Consider the following 16,044-nt stretch of genomic DNA (forward strand, 5'->3'; position numbering starts at 1 on the left):
CTCTCTGCTAGTTCGATAGGAGATGCGGCAGGAGCAGCGTGATCGCCGGGAACGCGACCAGCAGCACCACCCGCACGATCTCCATGGCGAAGAAGGGCATGACGCCGGCGAAGGTCTGCCGCATCGGCACATCCTTCGCCAACTGGTTGATGATAAAGACGTTTAGTCCGACAGGCGGTGTGATCAACCCCAGCTCGACGACGATCAGGATGACGATGCCGAACCAGATCTTGGTGTCGTAGGGCGTGAGGCCGAAGTCGAGGCCGGCGATCACCGGCCAGAAGAACGGGATCGCCAGGATCACCATCGACAGCGAGTCCATCAGGCAGCCGAAGATCAGGAAGGCGATGATCACCAGCGCGAGGATCTCGTACGCGCCGAGGCCGCTCGACATCAGGTAGTTGGCCGCCGCCTGCGGCACGCCCGCCCGCGCCATGAAGATCTTCAAGAGCTCGGCCCCGAACAGGATCAGGTAGATCATGCCCGTGGTGCGTGCCGTCTCCAGCAGCGCGTCGATGAACGCGCGCCAGGTGAGGCCGGCATGGACGACGCCGTAGAGCGCCACCAGCACGACGCCGATCGCCGCCGCCGGCGTCGGATTGTAGATGCCGGCGTAGATGCCGCCGATGACGATGCCGAAGATCACCGCCACCGGGATGACGCCGAGGGTGGCTGCGACGACCTCGTGGCGCGGCACGCGCTCCCCTTCCGGGCCCGAGCCCGGCACGAGGCGCACGTAGATCGCGACCGTCACCATGAAGAGGAAGAGCGCGAGGATGCCCGGAATGAGCGCCGCGGCGAACATCGTGACGATGTTGGCCTCCACGATGATCGCGTAGACGATGAGGACCACCGACGGCGGGATCAGGATGCCGAGGGTCCCGCCCGCGGCGACGGTGCCGGTGGCGAGCGAGTTGGAGAACTTGTAGCGCTTCAGCTCCGGCAGGGCGACCTGGCCCATGGTCGAGGCGGTCGCCGTCGACGAGCCGCACAGCGCGCCGAACCCCGCGCAGCCGACGAGGGCCGCCATCGCGACGCCGCCGCGCATCCGCCCCAGCCACGCGTTCGCCGCCCGGAAGAGCGCGCGCGACAGCCCAGTGCGCGAGGCGAGCCCGCCCATGAGGATGAACATCGGCAGGACGGAGAGGTCGTAGTTGGAGAACTGCGCGTAGCCGAGGTCCTTGAGCTGGTTGAAGACGATCCGCAGGCCGAGCTCGGTCTTCGGCATCGCCATCACCGTGCCGGGAAGGCCGACGACGATCATCGAGTAGGCGATCGGCACGCGGATCGCGATGAGGAGGAAGAGGACGCCGAGACCGCCGAAGCCAAGGGCGAGATTGTCCATCAGGCCCCCTCCTCCTCGGCCGCCGCCGGGCCGAACCAGGATGGGCGGCCGCGCATGGCGCGGATGGCGTCGGCGAAGGTGAGGCAGGCGGCGATGAACAGCAGCGCCAGCGAGACCAGGATCGGCGGGAACGCGGTCCACAGCGGCAGCTTCAGCACCGGCGTGATCTCGACGTACTGGCGGTAGTCGATGAGCCCGAGATACATCTGCCGCAGGAGCAGGAGCGAGAAGGCGATGGCGAGGAGGGACGCGAAGGCCGCCATCAGAGCCTTCGCCGTGTCGCCCATCCCCTCGGTGAAGATGTCGACGGTCACGTTGGCGCCGGCGAGCTGGCAGTACGGCAGGAACATGAAGATGACGATGGCGACGAAGTGCTTGATCAGCTCGTGATCGGCCGCGAACGGCGCGGAGAACAGAAGGTTCGAGACCGCGCTCGCCGCCGTCATGAGCGCGAGCGCGGTCGCGGTGAGGCCGCCGAGGATCGCCCAGAAGCGCACCACCGAGGCGGCCACGCGGGCGAAGCGCCCGGCCCCGCTGGTCGGGCGACGCTCGCCCGACCCTGAAAAGTTGATCCGCAAGGGACGCCTACGAGCCCGAGGCGTGCTTGGCGATGGCGGCGCGGGCCGCGTCGACGAGACCCTTGGCGTCGAAGTCCGGATGCGCGTCGACCCACTTCTGGACGACCGGCTCCATCACGGTGTTGAACTTGTCCATCTCCTCCGCCGTGAGGACGATGTGCTCGTTGCCGCTCTCGACCGCGACGTCGATGGCGCGCTTGTCCGCCGCGATCCAGACGTCGGCGACCTCGCCGAGCCACTCCGGACCGGTGTTGTCGTTGATGATCTGCTTCAGGTCGTCAGGGAGCGAGTCCCAGCGGTCCTTGTTCATCGAGACCTGGAAGACGGTGGTGCCGAAGCGCTCCATCTCCGGGCCCTCGATCTGGTACTTGGTGACGTCCTGCAGGTGTAGCGGCAGGATGATCTCCCACGGAATCAGCGCCCCGTCGACCGCGCCGGTCGCGAGCGCCTGCGGCAGGTCCGGCACGGGCATGTTGACCGGCGTGGCGCCCAGCGCCTCCACCACGTTGGTCCCCGTCGGTCCCGGCACGCGCAGCTTCAGGCCCGCGGTGTCGTCCGGCGAGCGGACCAGCTTGTCGCGCATCTGCAGCGCCTGGCCGGCGTGGACGTGGTTCCAGAGGACGTGGATGCCCTCGTAGTCCTGCGACAGCCACTCGTCGAAGAGGTCGCGCATGGCAAGGTTGGTCGCCTTCACGTTGTTGGTGAAGACGGTCGGCAGCTCGAACACCTCCGAGCGCGGGAAGAGGCCCGGGGTGTAGCCGTTGACGGTCCAGATGATGTCGACCACGCCGTCACGCACCTGGCGGATGAGCTGGGGCGGCGTGCCGCCGAGACTCATGGCCGGGTAGATCTCGATCTTGATCCGCCCGCTCGAGGCCTTCTCGATCCGCTCCGCCCAGGGGACGAGCATGTCGGTGTGCGCCGGCGCCTTGGGGCCGAGGAGGTGGTGCAGCGTGAGCGTCACCTCCTGCGCGGCCGCGGGCGTGGCGAGGGCCACGCCGACCAGGGCGGCCATCAGGTGTTTCAGTTTCATGTGTCTCCTCCCTCTTTTCTCGTTATCCGGTCCGAGTGTTGTCTGGTCTCAGGTGGCGCCGTCGAGCGCCGTCCCCTCCGGCGCGCCCATCTGCTCGATCGCCGACAGCAGCCTGACGCCGGTCAGCAGAGACGCTCCGGTTGCCGCGCACATCTGCGGCAGGATCATCCACTCCAGCGCCCAGGAGACACCCGAGCGCTCCTGCTCGTGCATCAGGGACTGCGCGAAGCCGCCGAGCTGGGCGGCGTTGAAGCGGGCGAGCGTCACGAGGAGCTCGCCGTCGATGGGGTTCTTCTTGTGCGCCATCGCCGAGGACGAGCCGCCGCCGGCGAGGCGGATCTCGCCGATTCCCTGCTGCGCCATCAGGAACACGTCCTCGCCGATCTTGCCGAGGGCGGCCGAGATCTGCGTCAGCCAGCCGACGTAGACGCCGAGCCCGTCGCGCGCCGTATGCCATGCGGCGCCCGGGTCGGAGAGGCCGAGGGAGCCGGCCATGTGCGTCGCAATCTCGTTGCCATGGCCGTTCCAGCCACGCCGCGTGCCCACGGGTCCGCCGAACTGGACGAGCTCGATCCGCGGGCGCAGCCGCACGAGGCGCTCGCGCTGCCGCTCGAGCGGCAGCGACCACTCGCGCAGCCGGTCCGCGACGGTGATCGACAGCGCCGCCTGCATGCGCGTGCGGCCCATCATCGAGCGCTGCCCGTGGGCCTGGCCGAGCGCGCTCAGCTTGGCCAGGATCTCGACGAGCCGCTGGTCGAAGGCGTTGTTGATCTCCATCAGCGTCAGCGCTAGCGCGGTGTCCATGATGTCCTGGCTGGTAGAGCCGAGGTGGACGTAGCGCGCATTGTCGCCGGCGGCGGCCTTGATCTGTGCGGCGTAGCGCGGCAGCGGGATCCCGTCCCTGACGGTCCCTGCGGCAAGGTCCGCCATGTCCGGCACGAAGCGGTCCAGCATCTGCGCGATCGCGTCGGCGGCGGCGGTCGGGACGAGGCCGACGGCTTCGGCGCCGCGCGTCAGGGCGATCTCGACCTGGTTGTAGCGCTGGATGGTTCGCTCGGCGTCGAACGCGTCGGCGACCAGCGGGTCGCCGAACAGGCCCTTCAGCAGCGGATCCTGGAAGACGCTGATCGACATCTAGACGTCCAGGAACACGGTTTCGTCATTCCCCTGAAGGTGAATGTCGAAGAGGTAGACGCCGTTCTTCTCCTCGGCGAGCAGCGTCTCGCGGCGCACCTTCTGCTCGATGCGGCTCAGCAGGGGGTCGTTGGCGTTCGCGTCCAGCTCCTCGGGAAAGTACATCCGGGTGTGGAGGCCGATATTGATGCCTCGCGCGACGATCCAGAGCGCGATGTGCGGCGCCTGCATCCGCCCGTCGTGCCACGGGACGCGGCCGGGCTTGATGGTCTCGAAGGTGAAGACGCCGTCCGTCCCCATGGTGGCGGAGCGGCCCCAGCCCCTGAACTTCGGGTCCGACGGCCCGCGCGGCTCGAGCGGTGAGTTGTAGATCCCGTCCGCGTCCGCCTGCCACGCCTCCACGACGCCGTCGAGGAGCGGCGTGCCGGACCCGTCGAAGATGTGCCCCTTGATGGTGATCCTCTCGCCCTTCACCCCCTCCTCGTACATCGGGCCGGAGCCGAGGTCCTCGGGGTAGACGCCCTTGAGGCCGGCGAAGGTCGGGACCGCGCCGATGTGGACGTAGGGGCCCGCCGTCTGCGACGGCGTCTCGCGGAGCCGGCCCATCAGTTGCCCTCCAGCTTGTTCTCGAACGGGGTCGAGCGGCGGCCGCGCAGGACGATGTCGAACCGGTAGGCGCGGGCGTCGAAGGGGATGGTGTTGTCCATGTCGAGCCTGGCGGTCAGCAGGTCGGCCGCCTCGGGATCGGGAAGAGTTCCGACGATGGGGCACAGCCCGATCATCGGGTCGCCCTCGAAGTAGAGCTGGGAGATCAGCCGCTGCGCGAAGCCCGAGCCGAAGACGGAGAAGTGGATGTGTGCCGGGCGCCAGTCGTTGGCCCGGTTCGGCCACGGGTAGGCGCCGGGGCGAACGGTGCGGTACCAGTAGTAGCCGTTCTCGTCGGTGATGACGCGCCCGCAGCCGCCGAAGTTGGGGTCGAGCGGCGCGAGGTAGCCGTCGCGGATGTGCCGGTAGCGCCCGCCGGAGTTGGCCTGCCACACCTCGAGCAGCGCGCCGGGCACCCCCTTGCCGTGCGCGTCGGTGACATAGCCGTGCACGATGATGCGCTCGCCGATCGCGCTCTCGCCGGGCTCGGCGTAGTTCACCGTGAGGTCGTGGTCGTTGGGGCCGAGCAGGTCGTGGCCGAACACCGGACCCGTCGCCTCGGTCAGCGAATTGGTGAAGGAGACGAGCGACAGGCGCGGCGAGCGCAGCACGCTCGTCTTGTAGCCCGGCGCATAGGAGGGCGGGTGAAGGTCGAGATCGCGCGGGATGAACGGATGGACGTCGTTGTAGTTTCTCATCATCACGCCTCGCTGTTCGCGGCCAAGGTCGCCTTGGCGAGCTTGATCGCGTGATTGGCCGCCGGAACGCCGGCGTAAACGGCAACGTGCATCAGAACTTCGGCGATGTCCTTCTCGCTCGCCCCGGTGTTGCGGGTGGCGCGAAGGTGCATCTGGAACTCCTCCCAGTGTCCGAGCGCGGCGAGCAGCGCCAGCGTGATCATCGATCGCTCGCGCAGCGTCAGCGCGTCCGACGACCAGGTCCGGCCCCACGCCGCCTCGGTGATCATCCGCTGGAAGGTGGCGTCGAACTCGGTGATCCCCTGCGAGGCACGGTCGACGTGCGCCTCGCCCAGCACCTTGCGGCGGGTCGCCATGCCGACGTCGTAGATGTCCTCAGCCACGGCCAATGCCTCTGTCTTTCAGGAAGTGGGCGATGGTGCCGCCGACCTTCGCCGGATCCTCGACGCACGGGATGTGGGCGAGCCCCTCGAACACCACGCTGGTCCCGTTCCGCACGGCGGCTGCGGTCTCCTTCAGGAGGTCGGGCGGCGTCGCCTGGTCGAGACCGCCGGCGATCGCGAGCGTCGGCACCTCGATGGCGGAAATGTCGCCCGTGAGGTCGGTGTCGCGCAGGAGCGCGCACAGGGCGGCGTAGCCGGCGGCCGACTGGCGCTCCAGCATGGTGCGCATGCCGTCGATCACCTCCGGCGCGTCGGAACGGAACTTCGGCGAGAACCAGCGCTCCATCGTCGCCTCGGCCAGCACCCCGACGCCCTGCGAGCGTACGGTCGCGATGCGGGCCTCCCAGTCGTGGCGGCTGCCGATCCTGGCGCCGGTGCAGCACAGGACGAGCGCGGCGACGCGGTCCGGGTAGTCGAGCGTCGCCTTGAGCGCGATCAGCCCGCCGATGGACAGGCCGCACGGCACGATCTTCCCGACGCCGAACGCGTCGGCGAGGCCGATCATGTCGGCGGCGTTCGCGCCGACGGATTCGGAGGGCGCCAGCGGCGACAGGCCCTGGCCGCGGGTGTCGTAGCGCAACACGCCCCATCCGGCGGGCAGTTGGTCGACCACACCGTCCCAGATGCGGAAGTCCGTCCCGAGCGAGTTCGAGAAGGCGATCGTCGGCGCGCCGGCCTGTGCGGGCCGGTGGTCGACGTGTAGCGTTGCGCCGTTGGTTTTTATGAAGCGCATGTTTCCTCCCAACGCGTTGGCGACATTGCCACGACAATCCGCAGATATGAAATGACAATCTGGGGCAGATCCATAACAATTATGGTATGAATTCCACGAGCCGGCTTCGCCTTCGCCATCTGGAAGTGTTCGTCGAGACCGCGCGCCTCGGCAGCGTCAGCCGTGCCGCGGAGTGGCTCAATCTCACCCAGCCCGCGGTCAGCCGCACCCTGCGCGAGCTCGAGGCGTCGTGCGGGGCGACGCTGGTCGAGCGGCACGGGCGCGGAATCCGGCTCACCGCCGGCGGCGAGGTCTTCCTGCGGCACGCCATCGCCGGGCTCGACGCCATGCGCGGCGGCGTCGCGGCGATCGCCGGCGAGGCCGACGCCGCGCCGGTGCGGGTCGGCGCCCTGCCGACCGTCGCCACCGCGCTGATGCCTGACGCGGCCGCCCACTACCTGCGCCTCCAGCCCAAGGGGCGGCTCGCGGTCGCGTCGGGAGAGCAGGACATGCTGATCGACCGCCTCCGCCGCGGCGGTCTCGACCTCGTCGTCGGCCGCCTGCCGGCGCCGGAGGAGATGGTCAGCCTCGCCTTCGAGCCGCTCGCGCACGACTCGGTGGTCTTCGTCGTGGCCGCGCGCCACGCCGACGCGGTGACCGCCGCCCCGCGCGAGGCGCTCGCCAACGTCACCACCCTGCTGCCTCCGGCCAACAGCATCATCCGCCCGATCGTCGACCGCCTCTTCGTGGAACTCGGCCTGCCACGGCCTCTTCACGTGATCGAGACCGTTTCGGACTCGTTCGGGCGAGCATTCGTGCGACGCTTTCCGGCAGTATGGGTCATCTCCAGCAACGTCGTGGCGCCGGAGCTTGCCGCCGGAGAATTCACCACCCTGCCCTTCGACACCGCGTCGACGCTGGGCCCCATCGGCCTGACCACCCGCGCCGGGGACACGCTTTCGCCCGACGCCGCCGCGTTCGCCGAGAGCCTTCGCCATACGGCAAGGCTGCAAAAGGGCAATTCCGCGGATGACGCGCGATAGCGAAGTCATCGCATGTTGTTTATTGTCGCGTGAGCGGTTTGATTTTTATCTGTCCGGGACGGCGCCCCGGAACAGCACACGACACGCGCCGATGCTAGGAGAGAGATCGCATGAGCAGATCATTGCCCCTTGCTGCCCTGGCCGGTGCCGTCGCCGCGGCTGCGTCGATGGCCGCCCTCCCCGCCCACGCCCAGGCCAAGGAGAAGTGCTACGGCGTCTCCCTGGCGGGCGACAACGATTGCGCGGCCGGCCCCGGCACGACCTGCGCCGGCACCTCGACGGTGGACTACCAGGGCAACGCCTGGACCCTCGTCCCGGCCGGCACCTGCGCGACCATGGACCTTCCCGGCGGCCGCGAGGGCGCCACGGCAGACATGCTCAAGGCGGAAGGCTATGACGGCCTCGACCGCGACCTTCCGCAGGGCGCCGACACGTCCAAGCTGAAGCCGGTCGAAAAGCCGGCCTGACCGGCGCCGCCGCAACGCGCCGACCTCCGGCGCGCCGCGCGACGCGGCCGCCGGCGACCGCCAGTGGCGGACATGAGGCGTTGCCAGCAGGCGCGCCGCGCGTCCGGCGCCGGCGAACGCGGACAGTTTGGACAATGGAAGGAGCGGCGCTCCCGCGAGACGTCGAGGTTGCGAGCATGTACACGACACCTGCCCCGATCCCCGCCCGCTCCGGCGTCGGCTTCAAGCTCGCGCACGCCGATGCCATCCTCGAGGACCCGGCGCGGATCGGCTTCGTCGAGATCCATGCCGAGAACTTCATGGGCGACGGTGGCCTGCCCCACCGCGCCCTCTCGGCGGTCCGCGAGCGGATGCCGGTCTCGCTCCACGGCGTCGGCCTGTCGATCGGCGGCGAGGGACCGCTCGACCGGGCGCATCTGGCGCGTCTCGCCGCCGTCGCCCGGCGCTACGAGCCGGGCCTCGTCTCCGAACATCTCGCCTGGTCCACCCACGAAGGCGCCTACTTCAACGACCTGCTGCCAGTGCCCTATACCGAGGCGACGCTCGCCCGCGTGGTCGCGCATATCGACGAGGTGCAGAGCGCGCTCGGCCGCACCATGCTGCTGGAAAACCCGTCGAGCTACGCCGCGTTCGAGGCCTCGACGATGGACGAGGAGACCTTCATCCGCCGCATCGTCGCCGCGACCGGCTGCGGCCTCATCCTCGACGTCAACAACGTCGTCGTGTCGGCGACGAACCTCGGGGCGAGCCCCCTCGCCTATATCGACGCCTTCCCGCTGGAGGCCGTCGGCGAGATCCACCTCGCCGGCCATGCCGAGGACGCGGACGCTGCCGGCGCACCGCTTCTGATCGACGCGCACGACCGGGCGGTCCCCCCGTCCGTCTGGTCGCTCTACAAGACGGTGATCGCGCGCATCGGCCGGCCGGTCCCGACCCTCATCGAGTGGGACAACGACGTGCCGGACTTCGCGACCCTCGCCGCCGAAGCCGAGAAGGCGGACGCCGCGATGGCCGCTGCGCTCTCCGCCCGTGCCGCCTGAGGAGGAGGCCCCCTCGGCCCCGGCGGCCCCGGCGTCAGGCGGTGCCGAGGCCCGGCGTCCCCGCGACGCGGCGCTGGCGGCGGGCTTCGCCGAGGCGCTGAACCGGCGCGGCACCCCGGTCGAAGGGCTGACGGACGGGCGGGGCCGCGACGCCGCCGACCGCTTCCGCGTCTACCGCAACACCGTCGTCCACTCCCTGTCGGAGGCTCTCGCGACCACGTTTCCGGCGACGCGCCGCCTGATGGGCGCGGACGACTTCAAGGGCGCCGCCGTCGCCTATGCGGAGGCAGTGAAGCCGGCGAGCCCCGTCCTCTTCCGCTACGGCGAGACCTTCCCCGAATTCCTTATGGCACCCGGCCACCTGCCCCGGCACGTGGGCGAGTGCGCGCGGATCGAGTACGGACGCGTCCAGGCCTTCCATGCCGCGGACCGGGCGCCCCTCGCGCCGGACCGGCTCACGCTTCCACCGCCGCGGCTCGCCCGCGCAAGGTTCGTCGCCCATCCTGCGACACGCTTTCTCGCGACGCCGCACGGCGGCTACGGCGCGTGGCACGACGGCGTGCCGTGCTCGACGGCGGCGGTCGCCGTCACCCGGCCGGAGTTCGACGTCCTCGTCCTCCCGCTCGCCGCGCCGGCGGCCGAGTTCGCCGCGCGCCTCGCGGACGGCACGCCGCTCGGCGAGGCGGCGTCCGTCGAGGGGCTCGACCTAACCGCGGCGCTGGCCGCGCTCCTCTCGGCAGGTGCGTTCGCGGACCTGTCATGACGACACGCCTAGCAACCGTCCGCCTCACCTTTCCGCGGCGGCCGGTGCCGCCCTCAACCGCTCGACCCCCGGGGATTGCGCCATGCTGGTCAGACTGCACAACTTCGTCTTCCACTCCGTCCAGCGCCTGCTGGGCACCTGGTTCCTCGGTACGCTCGGCCGCGTCATCTTCGCGGGCGTCTTCCTGGTCTATTTCCTCAACAGCGCGGCGACGAAGCTCGGCAGCGGCGTCATGGGCCTCTTCACGCTCAGCGACGGCGCCTTCGTGCAGATCCTGCCGAAGACCTTCGAGGCGGCCGGCTACGACCGGTCGGGCCTCTCCGCCCTCGACGTGGTCATCGTCTACGCCGGCACCTACGCCGAGATCGTCCTGCCGATCCTCATCGTGGCCGGGCTCTTCACCCGTCTCGCCGCGCTGGGGATGATCGGCTTCGTCGCGGTGATGACGTACGTCGACATCGTCGGGCACGGCGTCGATGCGGCCACGATCGGCTCATGGTTCGACAATGTCGCGAACTCTGCTATCGCTGACCAGCGTTCCCTCTGGGCCTACCTGCTGGTCACGCTGGTGCTGACCGGACCCGGCCCGATCTCCCTCGACTATCTCTTCGGACGGTGGTTCCAGCGTTGATATCATTCGGTTCTGACAATTGGGCTGGCGCCTCCGACAAGGTGATGGCCCTCCTCGGCGAGGCCAATGTCGGCCCCGCTCCGGCCTACGGCAACGACGTCTGGACGGACCGCGCGAAGGCGGCGCTCAACGCGCTGTTCGAGCGTGAGGTCACGGTCTTCTTCGTCGCGACCGGGAGCGGCGCCAACTCGCTGGCGATCGCCGCGTACAGCCGCCCGGGCGGCATCACCCTCTGCCACCGCGATTCGCACATCGCGCGGGACGAGGCCGGTGCGCCGCTCCAGTTCGCGCCCCAGCTCATCGACGGGCTGGACGGTGCCGCCGGGCGCATCGACCCGGCGATCCTGGAGGAGCGGCTGGCGAGCTACCGTCGCGGCAACCTCAACGACGGGCGGCCGACCGTGGTCTCCCTCACCAACGTCAACGAATTCGGCCAGTGCTATTCGGCCGCGCAGGTGGCCGAGCTCGCCCGGCTGGCGAAGACGCGGGACTGTACCGTCCACATGGACGGGGCGCGGTTCTTCAATGCGCTCGCCTATCTCGGCGCCTCCGCGGCAGACCTCACCTGGCGCGCAGGCGTCGACGTCCTGTCGCTGGGACTGACCAAGGTCGGCGGCTGGTGCGCGGAAATGGTCGTCCAGTTCGACGGCGCGCTGGCGGAGGACACCGCCTACCGCCACAAGCAGGCGGCGATGCTCCTCTCGAAGAACCGCTTCGCTTCGGCGCAGGTCTGCGCGCTTCTTGAGGAGGGACACGCGATGGACCTCGCCCTTCACGCCAACCGGATGGCCGAGCGCCTCGGCGAGACGCTGGCGGCCGCGGGCGCGCCGCCTGCCCTCGCGCCGCAGTCGAACGAGGTCTTCGCGTGGCTGACGCCGGACCGGGTCGCCCGCCTCAAGGCGGCGAGCGTGACGTTCGCGCCGTGGCTCGACATGCGCTCCGACTTCGGACCGACGCCGCCGGCAGGCCTCGCCGACGCCGTTCTCCACCGCTTCGTCGCGAGCTTCCGCACGACGGACGAGGACATCGAGGCGGTCGCCGCGGCGCTCGCCTGAGGTTGTCGTCGCCTGAACCATTGCGGGGCATCGCCGTTCGTTTCCCTAAAGGAGACGTACGATGCATGTTACGCCGACGATCGCCCGCATCTGGCGCGGGCGAACCCGTCCCGAGCACGCCGACATCTACGAGGCGTACAATTACGAGATCGGCATCAGGCCGCTGATCGCGAAGTCGCTCGGGGTACGCACGTTTCGCGAGGACCGGCCGGACGAGACCTGGTTCGTCACCATGTCCTGGTGGGCCGACATGGAATCGATGGCCGCCTTCACCGGCTCGGACCCGACGGCGGTGCACCATCTGCCACGCGACGGAGAGTTCCTGATCGAGCTGCCGGAGCGGATCGAGGTGCTTCACCTGCGCCACAGCTACGGGACCAGCGGATGACGGGAGGATGCCGGCGCCGGACGCAAAAAAGCGCCCCGGAAACTCCGGGGCGCCCCAACTTCGACAATCGTTCCGCCTGTTAGACGGCCTGAGCGTCGATCGCCTTCGGCTGCTTGCCGTTCTCGATCGCGATGGTGCGGGGCTTCTTGGCCTCCGGGACCTCGCGCTTCAGGGAGACGTGGAGCAGGCCGTGATCCATCGACGCGCCCGTCACGTGGACGTGATCGGCGAGCTGGAAACGGCGCTCGAACGCACGCGCAGCGATACCGCGGTACAGGAACTTGTCGTTGTCGCTCTCGGCCTCGGTCTTCTGGCCGGTGACCGTGAGGGAGTTCTCCTTCACCTCGACGGTAAGCTCGTCCTCGGTGAACCCGGCGACGGCCATGGTGATCCGGTACTCGTCATCGGCGGTGCGCTCGATGTTGTACGGCGGATAGGTCTGGGTCTGGTTCCCGCTCGCGGCGTTGTCGAGCATCGAGAACAGACGGTCGAAACCGACGGTGGAGCGATAGAGGGGGGTGAGATCGAATTGACGCATTGTGTCCTCCGTGAGAAGCAACGTTTGCGACACTGCCGACTGGCCAGTGTCAGGGTCTTCGGCGCGGCCCCGCATTCGGCGACCGCAACGCAGATCTGGGGACCCTCTGGGACCTCTTCAAGTGGTTTTCGTGCGGAGTGACCGTGGCAGCATCAGGGACATGGGGATCCGTCGATCTCGGCGGCACCATTGGAACTTTGCACGCTCGTGCACGGCTTCGACTCGCCTACTGGAAGGGTGCCGAAAAGGCGCCCGGAACCGTCATCCTCGTTCAGGGGCGCGGCGAGTATCTTGAAGTCTATGGCGAAACCGTCGCCGATTTTTGCCAGCGCGGCTTTGCCGTCATGGCGTACGACCATCGCGACCAGGGCGGATCCCAGCGCCGCCTCCGCCGCGGCGGACATGTAGGCAGCTACAAGTCCTACGCGGAGGACCTCGTCAGCGTGGTCCGCTTCGCCGGCCAGCTCGACCTGCCGCGCCCGTTCTACATCGTCGCACATTCGATGGGCGGGCTCGTCGCGCTGACCGCCGCGCCGCAGCTCGTCGACGACGTGGCGCGGATGGTGCTGCTGGCCCCTGCGCTGGGGCTCGAGCGCCTGCCCATGCCGTCCGGTCTGGTGGAGGCGCTGACCTCGCTCTCCGGCGTCCTCGGCCTCGACCGGACGCGGGTCGGCAAGCCGGTGGTGCCGGCGACACCGTTCGCCGACAACCGCATCAGCAGCGATCCCGCCCGCTACAGGACGCTGACCGGCCTTGCCGCAGCGAACCCGGACCTCACCGTCGGGGCGCCGACGCTCGGCTGGGTGCGCGCGACGCTGACGGCGGCCCGCCGGGTGCGGCGCGACATCGGACTGCCGCTGGCGATCCCCTCGCTGTTCATCGCCTCCGGGCGGGACGAGATCGTGTCGACGCCGGTGATCGACCGTTTCGCCCGCTCGGCGCCGGGCGGCGGGGCCGTCCTGATCCCCGGCGCGCGGCATCAGGTCCTGCTGGAACGGGACGAGCTGCGCGACCTCGCCTTCGCCGCGCTCGACGCGTTCATCTTCGACACCGAGGCGGCACAGCCTGCGCCGCGCCGTCAGGGCGCGGCACGCCGTGCGCTGCGTTTCGACGCCTCGCCGACGTCCACCGGCAGGCCGCCGCACATCATGCCGCGCGCCCGAATGCCGAAGCCCCGGCACAAGGTCGAACCGGTTGCCGCGGTCGAGACAGCGCGCGTCGCCGCGAGGCCCGCGCCGAAGGTGGAGCCGAAGCCCGTCCCGGCGGCGGCGAGGATCGAGCCCGGGATCACGCCGAGGGTGGCGCCGGCGCCGCAGGCGGGCGAGGTCGCCCCCGCGACGGCCGAGCCGACGCCGGCGGTCACGCCGAAGGTCGCAAAGGCAGCGCCCGCCGCCGCGACGTCCGCTCCGGCGACGTCCGAGCCCGGCACCGCCCCGGCCACCCGGCCAGCGGAGCCTGTGACGAAGGTCGTTGAGCCCGTGGCGAAGGTGGATACCAGCCCCACCGCGACGCCCGCAGAACCGGTCACTGCGACCGCCGATGCGGCAGCAGCGCCCGCCAACTCGGCCGCGCCGTCGGAACAGCCGGCCGATGCGACCCCCGCGTCGGTCGGCGAGGATGCCAGCCTGGGCGAGACCGTTCAGGCCGGGTCGCAACGGCTTCGCCGTCGTATCCTCGCGCGCCGCGGCATTCGAACCGGCACGCCGGCCACGCCCGCGGAGGAGCCTCCTCCCACAGAAAATTCGGTCGGCAAGACCGGGGAGCCGGCGCCCGAGAAGACGCACGAGCCGGCCCCCTCGCCCGAGGCGATCGTAACCGCCGCGCAGCGAGCCGTCGCCGAGACCGCGAAGGAAGCCGCCACCCCCGTCCACACGCCATCGCCCGCTGCGGCGGCAGAGCCAGCCGGCACGGCAGCCGCACCCGCGCCGAAGGCCGAACCTCGTCCAACGCGGGCACCTCAGACGGGTGCCGTCCGAACGGCAGCGCCGGGGGCACCCTCCGCTCCGGAGTCCGGGCCGGACGGCGAGGCGGAACCGAAACCCGTCCCGCCGCGCACCCGGGTCTGGGCCCGCGCCCCACGTCCGGCGCCCCGCGCCGCGTCGCCGCGCTCCGCCCCGGTGGGTGGGACGCAGGGCGAAGCGCATGCGGCGAAGGTCGTGCCGGCGGAACAGCCTGCGCCGGCGCGGAGCCAGCCGCTGCCGCCCCCTGCGACCGGCGTGCCCTATACCCCGCATGCGCCGCGCCCGCATCACGACCGTCTCAGCACCCCGCCGGAGCCGCCCGCCCCGCCTGCGGTGGAGCCCGAGGTGGAAGTCCGGCGGAACTGGCGCACCGAGCCGCCGGTGGAACCAACACGCCCGTCAGACAGTGCCTCGCCGCACGACCCGTCGACGGTGATCCCGCCTGCCGGGACGGCCCCGCATGCCGCCGCCGGCGGCCCGGAGGACCCCGCCATGGAGCGGCGCCGCGCGATCGCGCGGGCCCGCCGCCGCCTCGCAACCGGTGGTCGGGACGCCGGCAACGGCAAGGACGGCACCGCGGCCTCACCCTCCGCCGCCCCGGTCGCCCACAAGACCGCCCCGGTCGCCCACAAGGCGCCTGCCGCCGGTGGCGACAAGCCCACCTCACCCGGCACCCCTGCGTCCCCCGGACGCCCTGCGCCCGCGGCCGCACCCGGGCCGAAGGCCCCCGCGACGACTCCCGCGAGCGCCCGCGCTGCGGTCGGTCCCGCACGGACCGCGCCGTCCGCTCCGAAGGCCCCGGCGTCCGCGCCGGCTGCGAAAGGCCCCGCCAAAGGCACCGCTCCGTCGGCGCCCGCGAGCGCGCCGACGCGCGCTCCCGCCGCGAAACCGGAGGGGCCGGCGGCCGGACCCGCGCGGACGCAGCCTGCCGCCGCAAAGCCGTCCGCGCCCGAGCCCGCGCGGGCCGCCGCCCGGCCGCAAGGAGCGCTGGACAAGCCGGTGGCGAACCGGCCCGCCAGACCGGCGACGCCGGCGGCCGATCCGGCCGTCACCTCGGTCGAGGGGACGGTCGACGCGGGCCGCGTCCGGGCTCCCGGCGAGGCCGCGGGCGCGCCCGCCGCACACGCCTCGACCGCCAACGCACCCCTCGGCGACGCGACCGTGGGCACCGCGGCGGAAGGTGCCGTGCCCCTCGCCGGGGGTGAGATCGCGTCCGACCGGCTGCCCATCGAGATCGGCGACGTGTCCGGCGAGCACGGCCTCTTCGCGACCGACTGGCTGAACACGCAGCGGCAGGCCGCCGCCGGGACCGAGCCGGTGAACGGAGCGTCCACCATGTGGGTGCCGGTCCCGCCGCGCACCGAGGCCGAGGAGATCGAATGGGCCGCCCAGCATCCGGGCGCCAACGTCTTCTCGCCCGACGACAGCCCCTCACCGCTCGGCGACGATGGGGCGGATGACGACGGCCCGCCGCCCGACGACGACCCCGCCCCGCCCGCGGGACGCGGCCCGATCCGTCCCGGGCGCCGCCTGATGCCCGCCCGCCAGCGTCTGATGCGGCGGCGCTGAC

17 protein-coding genes are annotated in these 16,044 nt (G+C 70.8%); 8 read left to right on the top strand and 9 right to left on the bottom strand.

The annotated features are described in order from the left end of the window. Nucleotides 1-7: 7 nt before the first annotated feature. From DLJ53_RS16230 to pcaD, 8 genes are read right to left on the bottom strand one after another with little or no spacing between them, the layout of a single operon-like run. The gene (locus DLJ53_RS16230; RefSeq protein ID WP_111347183.1) at nt 8-1,345 is read right to left on the bottom strand and encodes a TRAP transporter large permease; all 1,338 of its coding nucleotides are present in this window, start codon (nt 1,343-1,345) and stop codon (nt 8-10) included. Next, nucleotides 1,345-1,923 (bottom strand): TRAP transporter small permease, encoded by a 579-nt coding sequence (locus DLJ53_RS16235; RefSeq protein WP_244935088.1) that lies wholly within the window; start codon nt 1,921-1,923, stop codon nt 1,345-1,347. The genes DLJ53_RS16230 and DLJ53_RS16235 overlap by 1 nt, the downstream gene beginning before the upstream one ends. A 7-nt stretch (nt 1,924-1,930) precedes the next feature. Further along, nucleotides 1,931-2,956: a TRAP transporter substrate-binding protein gene (locus DLJ53_RS16240; protein WP_111347185.1), complete on the bottom strand. Its 1,026-nt coding sequence runs from the start codon at nt 2,954-2,956 to the stop codon at nt 1,931-1,933. Between the two features lie 48 nt (nt 2,957-3,004). Next, nucleotides 3,005-4,090, bottom strand: a complete 1,086-nt coding sequence (locus tag DLJ53_RS16245; protein WP_111347186.1) for a 3-carboxy-cis,cis-muconate cycloisomerase — start codon at nt 4,088-4,090, stop codon at nt 3,005-3,007. Further along, nucleotides 4,091-4,696 (bottom strand): protocatechuate 3,4-dioxygenase subunit alpha, encoded by a 606-nt coding sequence (gene pcaG / locus DLJ53_RS16250; protein ID WP_111347188.1) that lies wholly within the window; start codon nt 4,694-4,696, stop codon nt 4,091-4,093. After that, nucleotides 4,696-5,436: a protocatechuate 3,4-dioxygenase subunit beta gene (pcaH, locus tag DLJ53_RS16255; RefSeq protein ID WP_111347189.1), complete on the bottom strand. Its 741-nt coding sequence runs from the start codon at nt 5,434-5,436 to the stop codon at nt 4,696-4,698. The genes pcaG and pcaH overlap by 1 nt, the downstream gene beginning before the upstream one ends. Beyond that, the gene (gene pcaC / locus DLJ53_RS16260) at nt 5,436-5,822 is read right to left on the bottom strand and encodes a 4-carboxymuconolactone decarboxylase (protein ID WP_404801195.1); all 387 of its coding nucleotides are present in this window, start codon (nt 5,820-5,822) and stop codon (nt 5,436-5,438) included. Before pcaC ends, pcaH begins: the two co-directional genes overlap by 1 nt. Next, a complete protein-coding gene (gene pcaD, locus DLJ53_RS16265) occupies nt 5,809-6,609 on the bottom strand; it encodes a 3-oxoadipate enol-lactonase (RefSeq protein ID WP_111347191.1) in 801 nt (266 codons plus the stop codon). The genes pcaC and pcaD overlap by 14 nt, the downstream gene beginning before the upstream one ends. 86 nt (nt 6,610-6,695) lie before the next feature. Between pcaD and pcaQ the strand changes: the two genes are divergently transcribed. The 7 genes from pcaQ to DLJ53_RS16300 all read left to right on the top strand — a co-directional run bounded on the left by pcaQ (nt 6,696) and on the right by DLJ53_RS16300 (nt 11,975). Next, nucleotides 6,696-7,631, top strand: coding sequence for a pca operon transcription factor PcaQ (gene pcaQ / locus DLJ53_RS16270; protein WP_111347192.1), 936 nt, complete (start codon nt 6,696-6,698; stop codon nt 7,629-7,631). 110 nt (nt 7,632-7,741) lie between these two features. Then, complete coding sequence (locus DLJ53_RS16275; protein ID WP_111347194.1) at nt 7,742-8,098, top strand: BufA1 family periplasmic bufferin-type metallophore; 357 nt, start codon at nt 7,742-7,744, stop codon at nt 8,096-8,098. 176 nt (nt 8,099-8,274) lie between these two features. Further along, nucleotides 8,275-9,138: an MNIO family bufferin maturase gene (bufB, locus tag DLJ53_RS16280; RefSeq protein ID WP_111347195.1), complete on the top strand. Its 864-nt coding sequence runs from the start codon at nt 8,275-8,277 to the stop codon at nt 9,136-9,138. Next, nucleotides 9,128-9,901 carry an HvfC/BufC N-terminal domain-containing protein gene (locus DLJ53_RS16285; RefSeq protein WP_111347197.1) on the top strand — a complete coding sequence of 258 codons (774 nt, stop codon included), beginning with the start codon at nt 9,128-9,130 and terminating at the stop codon, nt 9,899-9,901. The genes bufB and DLJ53_RS16285 overlap by 11 nt, the downstream gene beginning before the upstream one ends. Nucleotides 9,902-9,983: 82 nt before the next feature. Continuing rightward, nucleotides 9,984-10,532: a DoxX family protein gene (locus tag DLJ53_RS16290; protein WP_111347198.1), complete on the top strand. Its 549-nt coding sequence runs from the start codon at nt 9,984-9,986 to the stop codon at nt 10,530-10,532. Beyond that, nucleotides 10,517-11,587: a threonine aldolase family protein gene (locus DLJ53_RS16295; protein WP_280525509.1), complete on the top strand. Its 1,071-nt coding sequence runs from the start codon at nt 10,517-10,519 to the stop codon at nt 11,585-11,587. The genes DLJ53_RS16290 and DLJ53_RS16295 overlap by 16 nt, the downstream gene beginning before the upstream one ends. A gap of 61 nt (nt 11,588-11,648) precedes the next feature. After that, complete coding sequence (locus tag DLJ53_RS16300) at nt 11,649-11,975, top strand: antibiotic biosynthesis monooxygenase family protein (RefSeq protein WP_111347201.1); 327 nt, start codon at nt 11,649-11,651, stop codon at nt 11,973-11,975. A gap of 79 nt (nt 11,976-12,054) precedes the next feature. Here the strand turns inward: DLJ53_RS16300 and DLJ53_RS16305 are convergent, their stop codons facing one another. Next, complete coding sequence (locus DLJ53_RS16305; protein ID WP_111347203.1) at nt 12,055-12,513, bottom strand: Hsp20 family protein; 459 nt, start codon at nt 12,511-12,513, stop codon at nt 12,055-12,057. A 197-nt stretch (nt 12,514-12,710) separates the two neighbouring features. Here DLJ53_RS16305 and DLJ53_RS16310 point away from each other — a divergent pair, with 197 nt between their 5' ends. Beyond that, nucleotides 12,711-16,043, top strand: coding sequence for an alpha/beta fold hydrolase (locus DLJ53_RS16310; protein WP_146619978.1), 3,333 nt, complete (start codon nt 12,711-12,713; stop codon nt 16,041-16,043). Nucleotide 16,044 lies beyond the last annotated feature (1 nt).

The sequence above is a fragment of the Acuticoccus sediminis genome (assembly GCF_003258595.1).
Taxonomy (GTDB): Bacteria; Pseudomonadota; Alphaproteobacteria; order Rhizobiales; family Amorphaceae; genus Acuticoccus; species Acuticoccus sediminis.

Bases quoted from the DNA above. Each gene is read 5' to 3' on its own strand.
- DLJ53_RS16230 (WP_111347183.1), bottom strand. From the start codon at position 1,345: ATGGACAATCTCGCCCTTGGCTTCGGCGGTCTCGGCGTCCTCTTCCTC.
- DLJ53_RS16240 (WP_111347185.1), bottom strand. From the start codon at position 2,956: ATGAAACTGAAACACCTGATGGCCGCCCTGGTCGGCGTGGCCCTCGCC.
- DLJ53_RS16245 (WP_111347186.1), bottom strand. From the start codon at position 4,090: ATGTCGATCAGCGTCTTCCAGGATCCGCTGCTGAAGGGCCTGTTCGGC.
- pcaG (WP_111347188.1), bottom strand. From the start codon at position 4,696: ATGGGCCGGCTCCGCGAGACGCCGTCGCAGACGGCGGGCCCCTACGTC.
- pcaH (WP_111347189.1), bottom strand. From the start codon at position 5,436: ATGATGAGAAACTACAACGACGTCCATCCGTTCATCCCGCGCGATCTC.
- pcaD (WP_111347191.1), bottom strand. From the start codon at position 6,609: ATGCGCTTCATAAAAACCAACGGCGCAACGCTACACGTCGACCACCGG.
- pcaQ (WP_111347192.1), top strand. From the start codon at position 6,696: ATGAATTCCACGAGCCGGCTTCGCCTTCGCCATCTGGAAGTGTTCGTC.
- DLJ53_RS16275 (WP_111347194.1), top strand. From the start codon at position 7,742: ATGAGCAGATCATTGCCCCTTGCTGCCCTGGCCGGTGCCGTCGCCGCG.
- bufB (WP_111347195.1), top strand. From the start codon at position 8,275: ATGTACACGACACCTGCCCCGATCCCCGCCCGCTCCGGCGTCGGCTTC.
- DLJ53_RS16290 (WP_111347198.1), top strand. From the start codon at position 9,984: ATGCTGGTCAGACTGCACAACTTCGTCTTCCACTCCGTCCAGCGCCTG.
- DLJ53_RS16300 (WP_111347201.1), top strand. From the start codon at position 11,649: ATGCATGTTACGCCGACGATCGCCCGCATCTGGCGCGGGCGAACCCGT.
- DLJ53_RS16305 (WP_111347203.1), bottom strand. From the start codon at position 12,513: ATGCGTCAATTCGATCTCACCCCCCTCTATCGCTCCACCGTCGGTTTC.